The 19,708-nt window shown below is 34.6% G+C and carries 24 protein-coding genes and 1 tRNA gene; 16 read left to right on the top strand and 9 right to left on the bottom strand.

Going from position 1 to position 19,708, the window contains the following annotated elements; all coding sequences use genetic code 11:
- The first annotated feature begins 20 nt into the window (after positions 1-20).
- The 10 genes from C5F50_RS09120 to C5F50_RS09075 all read left to right on the top strand — a co-directional run bounded on the left by C5F50_RS09120 (position 21) and on the right by C5F50_RS09075 (position 9,447).
- The gene (locus C5F50_RS09120; RefSeq protein WP_179371047.1) at positions 21-1,115 is read left to right on the top strand and encodes an FAD-dependent oxidoreductase; all 1,095 of its coding nucleotides are present in this window, start codon (positions 21-23) and stop codon (positions 1,113-1,115) included.
- Positions 1,116-1,117: 2 nt separating this feature from the next.
- Positions 1,118-1,519, top strand: coding sequence for a hypothetical protein (locus tag C5F50_RS09115; RefSeq protein ID WP_179371046.1), 402 nt, complete (start codon positions 1,118-1,120; stop codon positions 1,517-1,519).
- A 41-nt stretch (positions 1,520-1,560) separates the two neighbouring features.
- On the top strand, positions 1,561-1,941 hold the full coding sequence (locus C5F50_RS09110) for a hypothetical protein (RefSeq protein WP_179371045.1): 381 nt from the start codon (positions 1,561-1,563) through the stop codon (positions 1,939-1,941).
- A gap of 602 nt (positions 1,942-2,543) precedes the next feature.
- Positions 2,544-2,729: a hypothetical protein gene (locus tag C5F50_RS09105; protein ID WP_179371044.1), complete on the top strand. Its 186-nt coding sequence runs from the start codon at positions 2,544-2,546 to the stop codon at positions 2,727-2,729.
- Between the two features lie 330 nt (positions 2,730-3,059).
- Entirely contained in the window at positions 3,060-6,614 is a 3,555-nt protein-coding gene (locus C5F50_RS09100; protein WP_179371043.1) for a hypothetical protein, read from the top strand.
- A gap of 84 nt (positions 6,615-6,698) precedes the next feature.
- On the top strand, positions 6,699-7,070 hold the full coding sequence (locus tag C5F50_RS09095) for a hypothetical protein (RefSeq protein WP_179371042.1): 372 nt from the start codon (positions 6,699-6,701) through the stop codon (positions 7,068-7,070).
- Between the two features lie 107 nt (positions 7,071-7,177).
- A complete protein-coding gene (locus C5F50_RS09090) occupies positions 7,178-7,714 on the top strand; it encodes a hypothetical protein (RefSeq protein WP_179371041.1) in 537 nt (178 codons plus the stop codon).
- A 320-nt stretch (positions 7,715-8,034) separates the two neighbouring features.
- Positions 8,035-8,757, top strand: coding sequence for a hypothetical protein (locus tag C5F50_RS09085; RefSeq protein ID WP_179371040.1), 723 nt, complete (start codon positions 8,035-8,037; stop codon positions 8,755-8,757).
- Complete coding sequence (locus C5F50_RS09080) at positions 8,747-9,268, top strand: hypothetical protein (RefSeq protein WP_179371039.1); 522 nt, start codon at positions 8,747-8,749, stop codon at positions 9,266-9,268. The genes C5F50_RS09085 and C5F50_RS09080 overlap by 11 nt, the downstream gene beginning before the upstream one ends.
- Positions 9,265-9,447, top strand: coding sequence for a hypothetical protein (locus tag C5F50_RS09075; protein WP_179371038.1), 183 nt, complete (start codon positions 9,265-9,267; stop codon positions 9,445-9,447). Before C5F50_RS09080 ends, C5F50_RS09075 begins: the two co-directional genes overlap by 4 nt.
- Here C5F50_RS09075 and C5F50_RS09070 read toward each other — a convergent pair.
- Together C5F50_RS09070 and C5F50_RS09065 are read right to left on the bottom strand one after the other, a co-directional pair.
- Positions 9,429-9,905: a Yip1 family protein gene (locus C5F50_RS09070; protein WP_179371037.1), complete on the bottom strand. Its 477-nt coding sequence runs from the start codon at positions 9,903-9,905 to the stop codon at positions 9,429-9,431. The genes C5F50_RS09075 and C5F50_RS09070 overlap by 19 nt on opposite strands.
- Positions 9,906-10,147: 242 nt before the next feature.
- The gene (locus C5F50_RS09065; protein ID WP_179371036.1) at positions 10,148-10,342 is read right to left on the bottom strand and encodes a DUF2283 domain-containing protein; all 195 of its coding nucleotides are present in this window, start codon (positions 10,340-10,342) and stop codon (positions 10,148-10,150) included.
- A gap of 97 nt (positions 10,343-10,439) precedes the next feature.
- Between C5F50_RS09065 and C5F50_RS09060 the strand changes: the two genes are divergently transcribed.
- From C5F50_RS09060 to C5F50_RS09040, 5 genes are all read left to right on the top strand, one after another.
- Positions 10,440-11,513: a hypothetical protein gene (locus C5F50_RS09060; RefSeq protein ID WP_179371035.1), complete on the top strand. Its 1,074-nt coding sequence runs from the start codon at positions 10,440-10,442 to the stop codon at positions 11,511-11,513.
- Positions 11,503-11,676 carry a hypothetical protein gene (locus C5F50_RS09055; protein WP_179371034.1) on the top strand — a complete coding sequence of 58 codons (174 nt, stop codon included), beginning with the start codon at positions 11,503-11,505 and terminating at the stop codon, positions 11,674-11,676. Before C5F50_RS09060 ends, C5F50_RS09055 begins: the two co-directional genes overlap by 11 nt.
- A gap of 1 nt (position 11,677) precedes the next feature.
- The gene (locus C5F50_RS09050) at positions 11,678-11,905 is read left to right on the top strand and encodes a hypothetical protein (protein ID WP_179371033.1); all 228 of its coding nucleotides are present in this window, start codon (positions 11,678-11,680) and stop codon (positions 11,903-11,905) included.
- Between the two features lie 30 nt (positions 11,906-11,935).
- Positions 11,936-12,214 carry a hypothetical protein gene (locus C5F50_RS09045; protein ID WP_179371032.1) on the top strand — a complete coding sequence of 93 codons (279 nt, stop codon included), beginning with the start codon at positions 11,936-11,938 and terminating at the stop codon, positions 12,212-12,214.
- 65 nt (positions 12,215-12,279) lie between these two features.
- Positions 12,280-12,492 (top strand): hypothetical protein, encoded by a 213-nt coding sequence (locus C5F50_RS09040; RefSeq protein ID WP_179371031.1) that lies wholly within the window; start codon positions 12,280-12,282, stop codon positions 12,490-12,492.
- Positions 12,493-12,676: 184 nt separating this feature from the next.
- Here C5F50_RS09040 and C5F50_RS09035 read toward each other — a convergent pair.
- A tRNA-Val gene (locus C5F50_RS09035) sits at positions 12,677-12,771 on the bottom strand.
- A 97-nt stretch (positions 12,772-12,868) separates the two neighbouring features.
- Here C5F50_RS09035 and C5F50_RS09030 point away from each other — a divergent pair.
- Positions 12,869-13,117, top strand: coding sequence for a hypothetical protein (locus tag C5F50_RS09030; protein WP_179371030.1), 249 nt, complete (start codon positions 12,869-12,871; stop codon positions 13,115-13,117).
- 2 nt (positions 13,118-13,119) lie between these two features.
- Here the strand turns inward: C5F50_RS09030 and C5F50_RS09025 are convergent, their stop codons facing one another.
- The 6 genes from C5F50_RS09025 to ileS all read right to left on the bottom strand — a co-directional run bounded on the left by C5F50_RS09025 (position 13,120) and on the right by ileS (position 19,659).
- Positions 13,120-13,287: a 50S ribosomal protein L40e gene (locus tag C5F50_RS09025; protein ID WP_179371029.1), complete on the bottom strand. Its 168-nt coding sequence runs from the start codon at positions 13,285-13,287 to the stop codon at positions 13,120-13,122.
- 31 nt (positions 13,288-13,318) lie between these two features.
- The gene (locus tag C5F50_RS09020; protein ID WP_179371028.1) at positions 13,319-14,236 is read right to left on the bottom strand and encodes a succinate--CoA ligase subunit alpha; all 918 of its coding nucleotides are present in this window, start codon (positions 14,234-14,236) and stop codon (positions 13,319-13,321) included.
- Entirely contained in the window at positions 14,233-15,339 is a 1,107-nt protein-coding gene (locus C5F50_RS09015; protein ID WP_179371027.1) for a succinate--CoA ligase subunit beta, read from the bottom strand. The genes C5F50_RS09020 and C5F50_RS09015 overlap by 4 nt, the downstream gene beginning before the upstream one ends.
- Positions 15,340-15,379: 40 nt before the next feature.
- Entirely contained in the window at positions 15,380-15,709 is a 330-nt protein-coding gene (locus C5F50_RS09010) for a hypothetical protein (RefSeq protein WP_179371026.1), read from the bottom strand.
- A 112-nt stretch (positions 15,710-15,821) separates the two neighbouring features.
- Positions 15,822-16,409 (bottom strand): DNA protection during starvation protein, encoded by a 588-nt coding sequence (gene dps, locus C5F50_RS09005; protein ID WP_179371025.1) that lies wholly within the window; start codon positions 16,407-16,409, stop codon positions 15,822-15,824.
- A gap of 52 nt (positions 16,410-16,461) precedes the next feature.
- Positions 16,462-19,659, bottom strand: coding sequence for an isoleucine--tRNA ligase (ileS, locus tag C5F50_RS09000; RefSeq protein WP_179371024.1), 3,198 nt, complete (start codon positions 19,657-19,659; stop codon positions 16,462-16,464).
- Between the last annotated feature and the right edge of the window lie 49 nt (positions 19,660-19,708).

Here is a 19,708-nt window from a genome sequence, read left to right as displayed (position 1 = left end):
TTGATAATGAATCTAAAGACTTGACACAAGATGAGAAATTTGATGTAGCAATTATTGGTGGAGGTCCTGCGGGTTGTGCTACGGCATTATCCCTTCTCAAATATGGATACTCAGTAGTCATTATGGAAAAAACCGATTACAACAACTTGAGGGTGGGGGAGATTCTTCCTCCCAAAATACAAGTGCCACTGTCTTATCTTGGAATATGGAAGAAATTTTTGAATGAAAATAATTCTTCTCCTTCTTTTACAATTCTTTCATCCTGGGGCAAAAAGGAACTACATGAAAATAATTTTATTTTCAATCCTTTTGGTAAGGGATGGCACGTTAATAGGTGTCAATTTGATGCTTTTCTAGCTCATGCATCAGAATCTGCAGGATCCAGATTATATCTTAAGGCCAAACTGGTTTCCTTTAATCTCGAAGATAATAATTGGAAGTTAAAAGTAGCATGTGATAACAAACTATATCATTTTAAAAGCAGATTTTTGATAGATGCTACCGGACATCAATCTGCAATATCTTTACAATTTAATGCAAACAAAATTGTTCATGATAAATTGATTGGAATTGTGTGCTATTTATCACCCAATTCAAAAATGACTTCCGATAATCATCTTCTTATTGAAGCAGCAGAATGTGGATGGTGGTATTCTGCAATATTGCCAGATCAAAATATTGTTGTTGCATACATGACTGATGCTGATATTTATAAACATGGAATCAAAAAATCTACAACTTTTTGGAATGATGAGTTACAGAAAACAATACATACAAAATCACGTTTATCATCGTACCCGACACAATATATCTTGAATGTGTATTCTGCATCAAGTTTTCACCTTGATAAAGTTAGTGGAAAGGGGTGGTTAGCAGTAGGTGATGCAGCAATAGCATTTGATCCTCTATCCTCACAGGGAGTGTGGAAATCTCTTCAAACTGGAATACATGCAGCAGAGGCCATAAAAAAATATCTAGAAAATAAAGAAAATCCCTTGGAGGAGTATTCTACATGGATTAACAAAATATTTTGTAATTATCTACTTGAACGCCAAAAATTCTACTCTAGTGAGAAAAGATGGCCTGATTCTGATTTTTGGAAAAGGCGAAATTAAAATTGCTTAATTTTATTCCAAATGCATTTGCAGCTGATGATTATTGGTATCTGACACAAAATCGTACAGAATGTCAATCAACAACAGCAGTTGCCTCTGGTTCAATTACAGCATATTCTAGTAGTGTTAGCTACTATGCCTATCAATATTATCCAGGATATATCTATGCAAATAGCAACTGTAGTGGAGGATCTTCTGATCTAAATGAACACGTTGTTGTAATGTGGGATTTATTCAATCCAGGTCAAGGATGCTATCATGATTGGCAAACTACAACAGGTTCAATCAATGAATCTTGTACGGGTTTACAATCTGGGGATATTGTGATCTTAAATTCAGAAGGATTCTATGAAGACAGTTTAACGTATTGGCCATATCCTATGTCTGATTCGTTCTGGCTTTAAACCCCTTTTTATTTTATATGATAAATGATTAATGAAAGGTCATGAAAAAATATTATTTTATACCTGTGATTATTTTATTGGGACTTTTACTTTATTTTGTTGTAGTGACTTCCGTCACCCATTTATCTTTTTCAAATATTAAAGAAAAATATGATAATTTTAAAGAAGTGAAATCTTTCCAAGAAACTTATCCAACACAAGGAATGTCTTCTTCGAGTATTGGATTTTGGTTAGAAACAGTAAGTTATACTAATACCGATTTTGGAAAAGAAATATTTATTGAATTAAGAATCTATCCACAAGAAAATGATCGAATGGAATTAATTTGTCATGACATCAGTGATATGAACAATCACAGAGTCATTATTACTATGGCAAATCCTACTATTGAAGATATTTTAGCAAGTCCCTCTTATTGCTAATAATTTGATAATTTTTTCTTTATTTGATAATTATCATTTAAAAATTGAAACCTAAGACCAAAACTAAATAGGTATTTGATGAGAGTTCCAATTGAAATTACATTCTCAAAATAGTATTTATGTAACACTGAGAATTTATATGAACAATTCATTCATGTTGCTTTTATTATAATTCGAACAATTCAAATCATAATAGTAGGTTGGAGGTTATTTCCAGACGTTTACTTCAAACCATTTATTTACAAAAGATTAGAACACTTTATGAATCACAATTTAGATGATTATCTACATGGTTATCTTGTATGCAATCATTGGGGCTGTAACAACTATTGGTGCCATCTTATTACGATACTATCTGGCAGAACGCAAAAAAACACCCAGAAATGATAAATTTTGTTATAATTGCAATCAAAACTTTCCAAATAATTACAACCTATGTCCAAAATGTGGGATGAAATTTGGTAGTTGAGAAAATGAAAACTAGACTTTTGATTATCTTGTGTATGTTCTTAATTTTTTCTGTCTTCCTTATCACCATTATTCCTGATTTCTGGATGAATTATTTTTCATATCCTTGAATTGATGCAGATATGGTTTGTATAATGAATGGAGGTCAATGGAATGGACTTGGAAATTATTGTGATGGCATTTTCGATATCTGTGAACGTGTTGGAGGCACTAAAATTTCATGGGATGTTACACCTGAATGTGAATCGGAGATTACAGATACTGGCGATTCTTGGTGTTCTGATGCAGGACTCATACATATTTCATGTATCTTTCCCTAATTATTATTCAAATTTTTAATTACTTAAAATCCTAAAATTTCTTCTAATTCCGTTTGAGGTTTTTCATATTTTTTAGTTTGTGTTTTTTTCTTGATGATTCTAAGGGAAATTAACAATGTTACTGTGAACGGAAATACTGTAAACATCATAACTTGAAAAAGGTTGGAAATGAAATCAAATAGCATATACTTTTCATAAATTATTGTTTTATTACTTTTTCTTGTAATTATGACACTAAATCCATGAATAAAATACATATGGTTCAAACCTGTATGGATTCACTATTTTAGTAGAACACTTTATGAACCTCCTATAATTCTTAGTTATATTATGAAATCTTTTGTAATTTTATTGGTTTTAATTGGAATGGTGGGCATTGTAAGTCATTATGATGAAGGCTATTTTGCATTTGGACATCATGAGGATGAGCAAGAGACTCGTTTTTCAAATCCATTGGTTTCAGTTCATAATGACAAAGCCAATATAATTTGGGAGTCTTATAATCAAAATAGCGGTTCAGCAATTATGTTCACGCAGTTATCTGATGGCAAAACAACTATAGCCCCTAAAGATATTGCAACTGGATCGTTTATTGGCAACATCAAAATTCTTTCACAAGAACAACATATCTTTGTATTTTATGAGTTATCCACACGAAATGGGAATGCTGTACCTCAATTCTATGTATTAATCAGTGATGATGGTAAAACATTCTCAGAACCAAAACTAATCCTAACTGTGGATGATGTGTATTATGGTATAACTAGTGTTGAATTTGTAAATGAAAAATTATATGTTTTTGGCACAATGTGGACTAGAGAAGAAAATACAAGCTATGCATTTTATTCAGTCAGTGATGATTTTGGGAATACATTCTCAGAACCATCCAAACTTTTCAATCAAGGCAAAGTACGCCAAGATATTGTAACAACTACCAGTAATGGTGTAATCTATCTACTCATGGATGATGAAAAGGATTTTGACGAAAAAGGCTCATTATATCTTAGAAAAATTTTGTCTGATGGGACATTAACTGACATTGTAAATGTCAATGGCGGCAAAACAACGGTGACTTATCCTCAATTTGCAGTATCTGGAGAAAATGTGTATGTTTCATGGAGGGACAGGGTTCACGAAAAAGGTAATTTTGGAATTACTGAAAGATGGTATCAAGTATTCACAAAAAGTCATGATGGTGGAAAAACATTTGATGATGTAATTACCTTTGATTCTGATCCTAAATCAATTGACACTGTAGGTACAGAAGGAAATTTTGTCTTTGCCCATGGAAATTCGGTATATGTTTTATGGAAATCAGAATACTATGACGGGGAAACTCAGAGTTTCAAAACATATCTAGCTTATAGCGATAACAGAGGTAAAGATTTTACAATAGAGTCAGTCCCGCTAAATGATGAGTTATCTCAACATGGATACATGATATCCAAACTAGACAAAAATAATTTTTATCAAATTGGAATGACATCAAAAAACCCTCCATTCAACGATGCTGCAGTATATTTTACATCAAGAAGTCTTGATGCAGACACAATACCTGTAGATATTCTAAAAGATATTTCGACTCAAATTGGCTGGATGCCTGATTTTGCAACAAATGAGAACAACGTATATTTTGTAACCGAGGGAAATAACGACCAAAGTTGTATCCTTTATTCGTACAGTAATGATGGCGGAAAATCATTTAGCGATGTTGTAAATATCAGTCCTAACGGAACACCAAAGACATGTCTTGGAATTGAAGATGAAATAACATCACCCAAACACCAGACTAACCTTGGAACAGATATTGAAGACATTAGATGTAATGATGATCGCACAAAGGGATACATACTTGCTTTGCGCGAACGTGATGATCAGCCAATATGTGTTACATCTGCAAGCTATGACAAATTGTCTGAGAGAGAAATAATTTCTGACCAGTCATTTGAGACAATAGCGCAAAGTGCTGCAAAAAATTATCTTTTATCTCATCCCAAAATATCTAGCATTGTAGATGATTCGCTTGTTCTGGAAATATTTATGACTCGACATTCTATTCCTCCTGCATTTGTCATTCGTGGCTCTTTTGAAACTATATCTCCAATTTATGAAAATGACTCAGACCCTTTTAATCACAGCGTTGAGATCACGCTGGTACAAAACAACAAGGTTCACCTTGCATTGATTGACGAAACATACTCTTTGTTCGAGTCTGACTTGAAAGAGGAACGACATCCAAGATTGGACACGATTGTATCACCTACTCTTAAAACAATACTGAGTCCAGGGGACAGGATAAACAACAAGGGATTGATTCCTCTGATAATTACTGAAGTTTCTCAAGGTGGATACGACAAAACAACCCACTGGACGTTTCAATCAATTGGATATCAGGGTGACAACAGGGATGAGAGATGGGGATTTTTACCTGACCAATACAGGATTACTGAAACCGTTGATGAATTTGGTAATGATGCAATAGACCGAGAAAGAATGCCTGAGAATTTTGGAATTCCGTTACCCCTGTTTACCTTTCCTGTTTTATGTGGAGATGAACGAATAGAGGGAGAGTCTGGGTGGCATTATACCTTGCCTACAAGAAATGATACGTCCATGGTATACTTTAGGTCCACAGATAAGGGAATTTATCCTGATGATAACGGGGTTTATGACATTAGGTTTGTATCCTTGTTTAAACCGGAGGTGGAATTACAACCAAATGCCAAAGTGATTACAAACGAAACTATTCTGTGTCCTCTGGAAAAAACAAGTAACGATGCAACTCATGCATACTATACAAAATTAGAGTTTCAGATAGATGATAATTGGACTGCATCGTACTATTCTCCAAAATCAAACATTGGATCAGATGATATTCATGAACATGCAACAATTTTAGCAAAAATATTTGGAGATACATTTGATTTTACACAGTCTAATTTTCAGCTAAAAAATCCGCAAATTAATTTTGAGCCCGCACAACCAAACGTAATCCACAGAACATCACAAGACGCAACAATTGGATTTCTTTTCGAGACACTTGGGATGAATCTTTCTTCACAATGTTTTGTGTTTTATGACGGAAGAGAATTTTGCAACAATGATGAGTATGAATTAAAATTTTACATAAATGATCAAAAGAGAGATGACATATCTGAGTATGTTTTATCTGAAGATGACAGAATATTGATTTCCTATGGTTCTGACAATGAACATGAGATCAACGAGCAACTATCTGAGCTTGAATCTATGGCACAATACAACTATTTTTCACTTGAGAAACTGATGAACATAGACGTGGGTACTGTAAGTGATGGTACATATGATTCTGATCTTGGATTTGAGACGGTAAAAAAACTCATTGAGTTTGACATGAAAAGACAGGAGGAAAAAACCCTTCTAGAAAATGATCTATATCAAAAACAGACCATGTATGATGAACTTGTAGAGCAAAGTAACAAGCAACTTGCTCTTGAATCAATATCTGATGAAATTAAAAAACTTGAAACTCAACTGGCTGAATTGACCAAAAATAAATTCCAATACACAACTGAGGAAATTTTCCAAAAAGTGGGCGAGATTGAGTCTGAAAATATCCTGATGTATAAACTCAGACCTGAAAAATACCAGGAATATGCAGATGCCAAAATTGCTCTTGAAGATACAATAAAAGAAGATTTTTGGAATGGAAAGTCTTTGGAGGAGAAAATGCAGGCATTTCCATTAGTTTCAGTGCAAATAAATCCCAATGACGAAAATCTTGAAGTCATGCTATCTGATGTTGTAAAATATGATGCTGAAAAAATCAAACAATTTGAATCTGTGATTGAAAATACTGTCCCTGATAATCTGTCTTGGACTATAATTTTTTCTGATGATGAATAGAAAATGAACACCAGAGTTCAAACCTGTATGAATTTGTACATAAGATAGAATGTTTTATGAATACATAAATCTGAGAAAAATAAAATGAACATCAAAGATTTTGTTAATAGCTTGATTCAAGATCCAAATCATCTAGGACTACTTTTGATAATGTTTGGTGCACTGCTTTGTTTTGTATTTGCAACAATTAACATCCCTTTATTCTTTTTTGATCCTGGATTTCAATATCAACAAATAAGTCCAAACACAATTTTTTCTGCAATCAAAACAGTGATGGGGTTTGTACTTGGATGGCTTGCAATAAAGTACAGGTGGCACATAAAGCAATTTCATGAAACGACAAACAAATATGGCAATTATGTGATAATCATGGGTATTGCAATGGTGATTTCATCATATATCGTGCCTGGAATTCTAGTTGTTGCTGGAGGCCTTCTTGTCACATACAAAAAATAATGAGTTACAATATAGACTAGGTTTGAACAGTTCAAACCTATTGGGATTTGGTGAAATTCTATTTTCATCAATCGTTATTAGTCATACATTATGAATTTTGATTACATATGGAAACATTGTCCAAAATTGCAATTTACATGGGAATGGCAATTGCTTGTTCAATTTTTATATTATTTGTCATTAGTATAATGCCTCATATTGTAAACCAAATAGAAAATCAGTGGGGTGACGTTCTTCCAGGTAAATCTGATGAGGAATTAAAGGCCATGTTTTATGAGACTGAATCATATAAGGCATTCATCAACAAATATCCTGAAAATGGGGAGTACTTTGATTCTTATGGTAATGGAGGTGGCAGACTAGAAATTAATGCAATGAATTTTGAATCATATCAAACATTACGATTAGAATTAGAGTATCATAAAAGAAACGATTCTGTAAGAGAATATGTTGAGTGTTATAGTAACACAGATAGAAATCAGTATAGTATTAGAGGTTCTTTAGCAACGCAATTCATTGAAAAAGTAGATTGCCTTGAAGGTCCAGGTCTTATTGATGCACCTTCTAATTTAATTGATGAAAATGGAAATCCAGTCCCAATTAAGGTTAATCCATCTAGAATCATAATAGATTCTGATTATTGACTATTTTGTTGTTTTGTATAGAAGAAAATGAAAACTAGAGTTCAAACCTGTATGGATTTGATAATCATTAGAAGAATTTATGAAGATGTGATCTACAAACCAAACAATGAACCATTGCAAAAATATCTGTGATGAATTTGAAAAAGGAAATAATTCCAGAGTGTATGCAGAAAACGGGTGCTTTTGCAGAAACTGTGAATATTATTTCAAAAAATTATGCCTGAGATGTCCCTGTTGTAACAGTTTGACTCGACGTAACACTAGAAACAACAAGGAACAAAGACAAATTTGCAGAATATGATCTTGGTAAAAATAGGGAAATGAAAAACAAGTTTTTGATAATTATTGGAATTTCATTGATAATCACGCTTTCTATTTTTCTCATGGCGTTTTACATCTTTGATGATAACAGTACATACAAAGTTCTTGATATAGAAATGAATGTTGTTGGAATAAAACCGATCTATGAAATTGGGGAATCTGTTACCTTTACTGTTCATGTAAATTCTTTAGGAAATACTGTGCCGTGGCCCACTCTGAGAATATATCAAAATTATGTAGATATTAGTTCAGAACCTGCTTATTCTCGAATGTACATGACTCCAATTGAATCAGTAGATAAACAAAAACCATTAGAGTGGAGAAAGAAAACTTGGAACTTTCCTTTAGATTTGGATGAACCAATTAGATTTTTTGATAAAGGAAACTATACTCTTCGTGTAGATGTTGATGCAAAAAAACATGTTTTGATTAATTTTCAAGTTGTAAACCCAACAAATGAATCTGAAATTATTGATGATTTTGGTGAAACATTTGACAGTCCAGGAAACCGCCATCCTGCATTTTTGGGATTTGACATTCCAGAAATATGCACAGAGGACATGATAAAACATCTAGTAAAATATTCATCAATGTTTGACAGAAATGTACCATATACACTAGAGTGGATTAGTATGGATAGTAGTATCAATGTAGATGATTTTGATATATGTGTAGAGGAACTGCTGGAAAGAAACCCAAAGGATCTAGAAAATGAAAACTAGACTTTTGATAATTGTTGGACTAGGTGTTTTGTCATTAATTTCATTTATTCCTCATAATGCTCATGCTTGTTCTTGTAATGGATATCCTGATTATTTGCGAACTTTGTTGGAATCAAGATCTGCATTTCAGGGAACTGTTACAAAAATCATACAAGCCGATAACTATGAAGAAATTTATTTTGATATTACTTTCCCACAAAAAGGAATTTCTTCTGGCAAATATGTAATTGAGCAGTCAAAGCGTAGTAGTTGTGCAGTAAATTACAATGTTGGTGAAACCTATCAGGTCTTTACATACAATGAAGTTGGAGCGCTTGGCACGACAAATATGTGTGACACAAAACAAATCACTGGTTTTAGTGAATATTCACATGAAGATGAGAATGGCCAAATAGAACATTACAGAGAAGATTACAACATTTTAACTCAATACAACCTTGGAACTATAATCATTCCCATATCTATCGCAATAATAATTCCAAGTTTTGTTGTTTGGAGAAAAAGAAAATGAAACCTTGGACATTAATACTCATTTCAGTAGGTGGTTTTTTTCTTATATTTTCAATTATTGTATTTGGTTTTAAAGTTGAAACAGAACCTGAACTTTCTCCTGATGTTATTACTGGCCTTGAATCTGATCTAAATTTGGCAAAATGTGCAGAAAACTTTGATCAAGTCAAACGTAGATAAAAAATGACACTAAATGAAATGTCATACAGTATCATAAACAGGTAACTGTCCGGTATTACAATGTAGATGATTCCAAATGATCTTTTGGTCTCAAAATTGTTTACTATTTTTACTGCCTTTATTGCCAGTATTACAGACCATGCAACAAAGGGCAATGCAATAAGACCAAAAATCATGGACTGTTGTAAGGCAAAGTCTAGCGCATAAGAAGGAGCAAGCCCATCATACTTCCCAGACGAATAATCATCTACAAAAACAAATTCATAAAAATTCCGGTACCAAGTGACACTTGCCGTTCCAATAATCATTGGAATCAGGCAATACGACAGAACCGAAAAGATCTTTTTGAAGCTTGAGGTTCCTCCAAACCTTTTTCCGACATAAAAGATGACTGCAAACACCAAGAGGGGAGATGCCACACCTGGACAGACTCTATTGAATATATTGCAGCACTCCATTCGTGTCTTGCCTCCTCAATCATCGCTGCAACATGGTTGGTGTATGACGAGTAAAACGAAAGACTAGCTGATATGGCAAATATCACAACAGACGAGACAAAATAATATCTAGGGTTTTCAGAAATCTCTCTGAAAGCAGAGTTTGGTCTTTTTAGTATCTGCGCGATTGTAGTTATCTTTTGTTGAGTCATTTTAATCTAGGATATTATTTCAAAGAAAGTTCCAGGATTAGTTTGAAAAAATCAGGCGTTTAGGATTACTTTTTTTGCTTCAGTTGAAATTTTGCTTGGCAGTAAGACTTCAAGGCCAATCATCTTTCCTTTTTTGTCAACGTCTAAGAACTGGTCTTTTCCAAGGGATACAGTTTTTGCAACCTTGCCTTTTGTCATATGAAAATAAAGTGCCTTTGCTTCCTCATCATATCTTACTGAAACCATTCTGTAACCACGATTTCCTCATGCCTGCGCCAAATATAACATATATCTATAGGAAAAACCTATAATATTATAGGTTTTATCTATAATAGGTGATATGATGAACGAGGCAGCATACAGGATTCTTGACATACTCTCACGAAGATTGGGCAGTCCGATATCAATCAATGAGATTACAAAAAACATAGACGAAATACATGGCAAAGCCCACTATGCCGACATACATGAAAAGATCAAGGATCTTGACCGAGAAGGAATTGTCACACTTGCAAAATCTGGCAGATCATCATTGGTGTCGCTTAATTTTGACAATTACATGATAATTGACATGCTTGCAGAAATGGAACTCAAACGCAAACAGGATTTTCTTAAAGGAAGACAAGAGATGCAGATGCTTATGCTAGAAATTGACACATGTCTGCACAGCATCCCTTTGGTGTCCTACATACTTTTGATGTATCCAGAAAAAAATGCAAAGTTAAACAAGGCAGAGATGCTGATTTGTCTAAAAGAATCCGATGACAAACAAGCAGTTGAAGAGACAAAGATTGGGGTTCATGCAATAGCAGAAACATTGCAACAGATGCACAACACAAGGATAGACTATCTTACACTGGAAAGTAAAATGTTTCTTGACTTGCTCAAATCAACTGAAAGCAACACGATTAGAGAAACACTGCACAACAAGATTGCAATACTGCATCCTCAGGACTTTTGGTTGGGAATAAAAAACGCAACAGAGAAAGGAGTCAAGATGTCTGCCATCGAACACGAGACAAACCCTGCCAAAATATCTGAAGAAGACCTCGTGTTTAATCTTGCAAGGTTCGGGTATGCAGAAATCGGACCGACAGTCAAACAAGGCAAACTGTTTTGCATAGAGTACGTAATAGCTTCAATAATGTTTCACGATGATGCAAGAAGGATTGATGCCATCCCAGTAATCATCGCAAAGAATCCAAAGATAAGTTATGATCTGCTGCTGTTTCTTGCACGCAAATACGGATTTGGCGGCAAGATACTTGGCATACTGCGTACATTACGAAACCTAGTTGCACATGGAATGAAGACAGTCGATGAGCCAATAAGATTGCTAGAGGCCATGAAGACAGAAGAGATAAAGGCAAACACCAAGAGCATCAAAGAAAAGCTGAGACTGTACAATGTCACTTGATAACACCAGACTGCTTGACTTTCTTGGGGAGATGGACAAGGAACTTCCTCGCAGAATTGTCGTGGTTGCCGTGGGAGGCACTGCAATGACGCTTGTGAATGCAAAACCCTCCACCATAGACGTTGATTTTACAATTCCAGGCAAGGATTACTCCTTACTTTAAGATGAGTCCAGCTGCATTATTCAAGACTTATGTTGGTGTTGGAGTAATAGTTGTTGATCCTCCTGGATCTGCTGGTCCGTATAATAGCTCTGTGCCATTTTCAGAGTATGCATATCCATTGACTGAATTCAAGTTGTATGGTAACACAGTAGGTTCATCATGTGGATGTACAAGTGTTTCAGCAAATACTTCAATCCAAACAAATATCGATTTAAATAATGTAACATAACATTATTTAATCAGATCTGTTTTTTTTATTATGTTACCAAAATCTTACGAAATTAGTGCTGGTGGAAAAGATACGCAAATCAAAGACATACAAATCGGCGACAAATCAGTACAAGGTGGTAAATGTATTGCTAAAATGTTAGTTGTTGTTACCGAAGAAGATTTTGATCCCATGCAAGTTATAGTTACAGCTTCGGCAGATTCTGAACACTACAATATCAAAGAATTTGAGAAAATGTGGGATGCTGCAAAGAAAAAACATATCCAATTGTTACAAAATTTTGAAAAGCTAAAAAAGAATAAGAAATAAAAAATCATTTTGATTGTTGTATGATGCATGTTGTTTAATATTAAAAAATAGTTATCATCGCAGCAGTGGTAGTTGGCGTTATAATAGCTGCAGCTAGAATCATCTATGGTTTTGCATTTGATGAAACTAACAAATTCAAAAACAATCTAGAAGAATTAATTTTGGTTAAAAACTGTGTGCCAAATACCCTTGAAAATGCACCAATGCCTGATATGCCAATTCAAAACGATACACACAAGTTTAATCTTAAAACATGTGTATGGGAACCATTTTCATGATCATGACCGAATCCATTAGGATTCGAACTATGGGTGCGGACCTGTCTTTAGGGTTCTGAACCCTTCAAAGAAATTTTTACAAAATTATTTTTCATATTGTATAATCATTTCAAAAAATTACTAACCTCTAAACAAAATTTGCGTGCCTGAAAACGGTCCGCCATTTTCTTTAAATAAAAAATCATGGACCGGATGGGATTTGAACCCACGACCTTTGCGGGAAATAACTTCCTTACGCAGTGTGAGTGCGTCATCCAAACCAAACTAGACGACCGGTCCAACGATTCTACTAAAAGACGAGTTTTTTTGTCTTTAGGTTTATCTAATTATACTGTTATTACCTTGACCTTTTCTACTGATTCTGAAAATACCCATCATGTCTCTGCAAGAATTTGATGCGTTAATTGATAGGATGAAGTTGGCATATGAGTATGCTGAAAATTTAGGACAATATGTAGAGGCAGCCAAAGTCCTTTACCAAATGAATGATCAGTTACCTGATGATCTTCAATTGATCCTAGAAGATTTGGAAAATCCAGAATCTGCAAAATCTTTTATCATAAAATACAATAACGAATTAAAATCTGCAATTGTGAATTATCGACAAAGATTGATGAATTTTTAATTCTATTTCTTAACGCCTAGAGTCCTGTTCTTTAATCTCAAGTATGGATTTCTGCATTTTCTGCATCGTGATGCACCTATGTCATTTCGGCATCCACATTTGAAGCAAATTCTCATTACAAGACGTGCTTGCTGTGCAATTCGCTTCTTTTCTGGGTCTGTGATGGGCATTTAACTGACTCTCCAATCTCTCTCTTTTATTCTAATCGGATTTTTCCATTTTTCCGGCTAATAATACTGGTACTTCAGCAGGTCTTTTTGCTACAGGAATGTTTGCCTTGTTAAACATTGAAATTTTAGATTCTGCAGAGCCATAATTTCCCATAACGATTGCCCCTGCGTGTCCCATTCTCTTTTCTTTGGGGGCTGCTCTACCTGCAATGTATGCTACAGTAGGCTTGTTAAATCCACTATCAATAATTCTTTGAGCTAACATTTCTTCCGAGTCTCCGCCTATTTCTCCAACAACTACCATTCCTTCCAAATCTGGAATGTTTTTTACCATATCAAATGCGTCAATTAGTCTTGTTCCGTTAATTGGGTCTCCTCCAATTCCAATGGTAATTGATTGACCAAACCCCGCATTAGTTAGCGCATCAGAAATTTCATAGAGCAATGTGCCACTTTTTGACAAAACTGCAATCTTTCCTGCCTTGAAGGGCATTGGTGGCATGATTCCTATTTTGATTAATTCTGGAATCATAATTCCTGGAGTATTTGGTCCAATAACTATTGCGCCTTTTTTGTTTGCTAATTCCAATGTCTCCATAGTGTCTCTAATTGGGACATGCTCTGGAATTGCAACTAACAGTTTGATTCCTGCCTCTAGTGCTTCTTTTGCAGCTCTCAGGAAGAATTTTGCTGGCACAAAAATAATTGAGATTTTCGCATTTGTTGCATCAACTGCTTCTTGCATGGTGTTGTAAATTGGCACACATTCATTCCATGTTTGACCTCCTTTACCTGGAGTGACGCCAGCTACTATGTTGGTTCCATATTCCAACATTTTTCCCGCATGCAGTGATCCATATGATCCCGTAATCCCTTGAACGATTACCCCTTTCTTTTCATAATCTGGCTCTCCTGGTTTTCCTTTTAGTAATCCAAAAATGTCAGTCATTTCTTTACTCCCATAACTGCTGCATTGATTGCCTCTTCTACTGAATCAAATATGTTGGTTCTAGAGCCTTGTAACATTTCTTTTGCTTTATCTGACTCTGTTCCCTTTAGTCTTGTAAATACTGGCAAGTCAATTAAATTATCTTCATATGCTTTTAGAAATGCTTCTGCTACTACTGTTGTTTTTACAATTCCTCCATAGAGATTAACTAGAATTCCTTTCACCCTGTTTAATTTACTAATCAAAGTTAATGCCTCATAAACTGATTCTGTAGTTGCACCGCCACCAACATCTAAGAAACATGCTGGCTTTCCGCCATTATCTGATAACATATCTAGTGTAGACATTACTAGTCCTGCACCATTTCCTACTACTGCAATGTCTCCATCCAACTCTACTAATGAAAATCCGCTTTTTTCAGCTTGCTCTTCAATCTCTGTCTTTTCTTGATACTTTTGTAATTCTGGGTGTCTAAAGTTACTGTTATCGTCTGTTACAAATTTACCATCAAGTGCCATGATTGAATCATCTTGCATGATTGCAAGTGGGTTAATCTCTACAAGCTCTGCCTCTTTTTCAATAGTAAGTTTTGATAATTTTTTCAGAGTATCTACAAATTGTTCTGCTGTATTTCCTTCCAACCTCATCTCTTTTGCAACCTGTCTTGCAAGCTCATCTGAAACTTCTCCTAACCCAACCTCTTTGATAATTTGGTTTTTCACTGATTCAATTTCAACTCCGCCTTCAGCAGATGCAATTATTGTATAGCATCTTTTTGAACGATTCAAAAATAGTGACAAATACAACTCTTTTTTGATATCTGCCATTTTTTCAAGTAAAATTGCTCGGGCTTTCTCCCCTTTGATAGTCAAATCCATGACTTGAGGATATTTTAGTTCAAATTCATCATCATTTTGACATTTTTGAATACCTCCTGCTTTTCCTCTGCCTCCAACTGGTACCTGAATTTTAATTACAAATGGATATCCTAATTCTTTTGCATGCTTTCGGCCTTCCTCGATATTTGTAGATGATATGCTCTTTAGTAGATTAATTCCATATTCTCGAAATAGCTCCTTTGCTTGAAATTCTAGTAATTGCATGCAAGAATCATCAAATTTACGGTCTTTATTAACTATGATGCTATTTTAATTGCTCTTCAAGAAAATCGATCATTTCTAAAAAACGATCTTTGCTTTTTCGCAATAATTCTTCAGGATACTCTTCAATTGTAAATACAAATTGTTGATGAAAGCTTGGAACTAAAACACCACCTGATGTGACCATCTGTTCAATTACATATCCCTTGGTAAGTGTACATACGATTTCTTCATAGGACTCTTCTTCTTCTTCTAGAGTTTGTCTGTAGAGAACAATTGGTCGGTTTGTCTTTGCAACCATGTTTGAACCCTTTTCTAACAGATTTGATAGCTGCTGAATTTGCCAAGCATCTAAGCTAATTTGTTTTACCATGTTCTTTGTGAGTGATTTTTATATTTAACCGTGATAAAACAACGCATCTTCACAACTTGTCTTCAATAAAATCACAAAATTTGTAATCTAAAAGAAAGAAAGTGATTTGGCCTCAAGCCATATCAAGTGCTCTAGAGTGTTTTCTAGTGTGTGGTCTTTCACCAGAATATTTTCTTCTCATGTGTCCTGATGGTCGTCCATAGATTAACTCTAAGAACCAAGACTCATGCTCAATCTCTTCTGCTAAGATGTCTTTTGCAATATCATATGTGGCAGGATCTTTGCCTAAAGTCATTTTGCAAATTTTATCCCAATTGACAATTGCACCCTGTTCTGCTTTGAGACATTTCTCTAGAATTGCCTTATGATCTGTTGGATTTGCTGGAAGTTGTAAGAATTCACACCCAGAAATTTTGATAAATTCTGTTGCGTCATTTGGGAGTGCTCCACCTAATTGATAGATTCTCTCAAGACATGATTCAAAGTGACTAAGATCTTCTAGTCTTGCATCTTCGATAATTCCTTTGAGTCCTTCTCCTTCCATGCCTGTACAATGTGCTCTTAGATTGGTAAAGTAATAGTATGCAGTAAATTCAACTGCTGCATTTTTGATTAACTCTTTTACCAATTCATCCACATCAAGGCCATTTTGTTTTAGAATGTTAATTCCAACAACATTTGGTGTTTTTGATTCGGACATTTGATTTTACAATTTCTGGTTGTAATAAAAATATTGCATTAAATTTCAATATCTATTCTACAGATATTCTGATTTTTTGACCGTCAATATCATCATCTTTGTATTCTTTGCAGGATTCTGTAAAATTCACCTTTTTTACTCTGACTAAAAATGCCAAGTTTTCTGCTTTGTCTTGAATCATTTCAAGTGATTCTTCGTCCAAATCAAGAATTGATGCTATCTCTAAAACATCTGTGGGGTTGTATCCTCTCTCTTTTCTAAGAGTTTGGAGTCTTCTTGCAACATCTTTAATCAACCCCTTTGCCATCATCTCCTTGTTTCGCAATGTTGAAATGAATACGATGTAATTGTCTCTTTTAGATACTGCAAAATTTTCACTTGCATCAAAATCTACAACATAGTCTTCTTTATCTAATGAAATGATTTCTCCATCAATATCAAAATCATATTTTGAATTCTCTTTCAATGATGAAACAATTTCTTCAGGATCTGTTTCTGCAAATTTTGAAACTAGTTTTCCCATGTGTTGTTTTGCCTTGGGTCCAATTCTTTTTCTTTCTAGTTCAATAATTGCTTTTACTGGTAATCCTAACTGTTTTAATTCTAAAATTTGTTCTAATCCTGAATCTTTTTCAGTTTCTATGATGGAGAATTTTTCTACATTTAATTGAGATTGCAATAAATCTGATAATGATTCGAGTTTATTCTTTTGACCTTTTTTGACACAAATTTGTGCTTCATTTAATGGCCATCTCCTTTTTAATTTTCCTTTCATCCTTGCTGCAGATGATACAGAAACCACATCTTTCATGATGTCAAATGATTCTTCGATCTCTTCATTAACAAGTGATTTTTCATACTGTGGCCATTTGTCAAGTAGAATACTTTGTTCTCCGTGAAATACAGTCTGGTATAGATACTCACTAGTAAATGGGCAAAATGGGTGAATCAAAATATCCAGAGTTTTGAGTACTTCACTGAGTACTGCGTAAATTGACAATCTTCTATTTCTCTTGTCTTCGTCCTCATCCCACAATTCTCCTCTGGTAATTGGAATGTAAATTTGACTCAGATTATTTATGATGAAATCATCGATTGCTTTTGCACTTTCATGAAATTTACATGTCTGATTTTTTTCTGTAATTTTTTGGATTAGTTTTTGCAGTTTTGATAATAGCCATATGTCCGGTGATGTAAGTAAATCATTTTGCTTTGCCCATGTAATTGTGTTTGACTGATCAAAATTGTCGTATTGGCTATTTTGTTTAAAGTATAGGTGGAGATTGAATAATGTGTTGATTATCTGGTATGGCCTTGACATCAACTCATCTGTACTGAAACTAAGTGGCTCAATTGGACTTGCCTTCCACAAAAAATAGAATCTTATCAAATCAACTGGATATTTTCGCAATAATTCTGCACCTTCCAAAACATTTCCTTTGCTTTTGCTCATTTTACCGCCATTCTCATCCAGTACATGTCCTTGAAACAAAAATGACTTGTAAGGAGGAGTAGGACTGTTGTTTAAGATTATGTTTTCTATTAGCAGGGTATATGCCCATCCTCTGGTTTGATCAATTCCTTCAGTGAAAAATGGAGCTGGAATCTCATTGGCATATTGCTCATCAGTCAACGATGAGTATGGTGCAGAACCACTGTTGTGCCATGTATCTAAAACATATTCTTCTCTTTTTGTTTTTGAGCTTCCGCATTTTTTACACTTTGTTGTAATGTTGTCAATCCATGGTCGGTGCAATTCAAAGTCAGGACCGTCAGGCAAGTTGTCAGCTGCATCAACTATTTCTTTTCTTGAGAAAAACCAGTTTTTCTCACCACAATCCTCGCAGCCCCAAACAGGCAATGGACATCCCCATATTCTTTCTCGTGAAATACACCATGGGTGTCTTTCCTTGATAATTCCCAAGAATCTGTTTTTTGGTTGTTCAAAAAAATATTCTACACTTTCTGCTGCATCAATTGCCATGTTGTCTAGTCTGTCTAGCTTGTAAAACCATCCTCTCCTTGCAAGCCATACGATTGGATGGTGTGATCTCCAACAAAGAGGATACTTGTGTTTTATTTTTCCAATTTTTACTAGTGCTTTGCACTCTTTTAGATCTTCGACAATAACCCTATCTGCATCTCTTACAAACATTCCATGGTATTTTCCTGCTTGTATGGTGAATTTTACTTCGTCATCAATTGGACTGAAAATTTTTACATTTCTTTTGTTAGCTATTTTGATATCTTCTTCTCCGTTTGCCGGTGACAAATGAACAAGACCACTTCCTGTGCTTGCATCAACAAATGTCTCTGAAACTGCAACATGAAAATTGTTTAATTTTGAGCATTCGTTTAACTCTGGAATTAGTTCAAGTAATGGGTGGATGTATTTTTTTCCTTCAAATTCAGAGCCTTTTGCAGTTTTTTCAATTTTATAATCTTCAATTTTCATCTCTGCCATGAATTCTTCCAGTCTTGTTTTTCCAACAACCCATGTTTCGTCTTCTACTTTGAGATATGCATAGTCTTCTTCAGGTTGGAAACCAACCATTGCATCAGTAACAAGGGTGAATGGCATGGTAGTCCATACTATCAAAAACGCATCTTCATCAACTAGTTTTACTTTATAGTATAACGAAGGATCCTTTACTTCTTCATACCCTTGATTTACTTCTGCATGACTAAGTGATGTCTGGCAACTAGGGCAATATGCAATTACTGTAAAGTCTTCTTCTAAAATGCCATTTTCATGTGCTTTTTTTAGCACTTGCCATTCTCTTTCAATAAATTCATCCCTAAAAGTCCAATATGCTTTATCATGATTAAATGACATGCCAAGCAGTTTGTCAACTTCTACCCATGACTTGTTGTATTTTTTTACAACTTTTTTACATTCAGTGACAATTCTCTCAATTCCAAATTGTTTTACTGCTTCAGTTTTTCCACCTGAGACTCCTAATTCTTTTTCCACCTGCAATTCTACTGGAAGACCTTGCGTATCCCACCCTCCATTAAATTCAATTTTTTTTCCTTGTAATGTATTGAATCTGTACCAAAAGTCTTTGATGACTCTGCCTCTTAGATGTCCTGCATGTGGAATGCCGTTCATTGTTGGTGGTCCTTCAATGAATCTGATTTTTTCAGGTTTGTCTGATGCAAAAATCTGTTTCTCGATATCAATAGATTTGATGTATTCTTTTACTTGAGACTCTATTGATTTTGCATCAAACTTTGCAGAAAGTTCCATCTGGATTTTGATGTGTATATGGCATTATAAAGCTAAATTGAATTTTTGA

This window comes from Nitrosopumilus ureiphilus, assembly GCF_013407185.1.
Lineage (GTDB): Archaea > Thermoproteota > Nitrososphaeria > Nitrososphaerales > Nitrosopumilaceae > Nitrosopumilus > Nitrosopumilus ureiphilus.
Note: the sequence above shows the minus strand (reverse complement) of the source record. Positions and strands in the feature narration are given on the sequence as shown.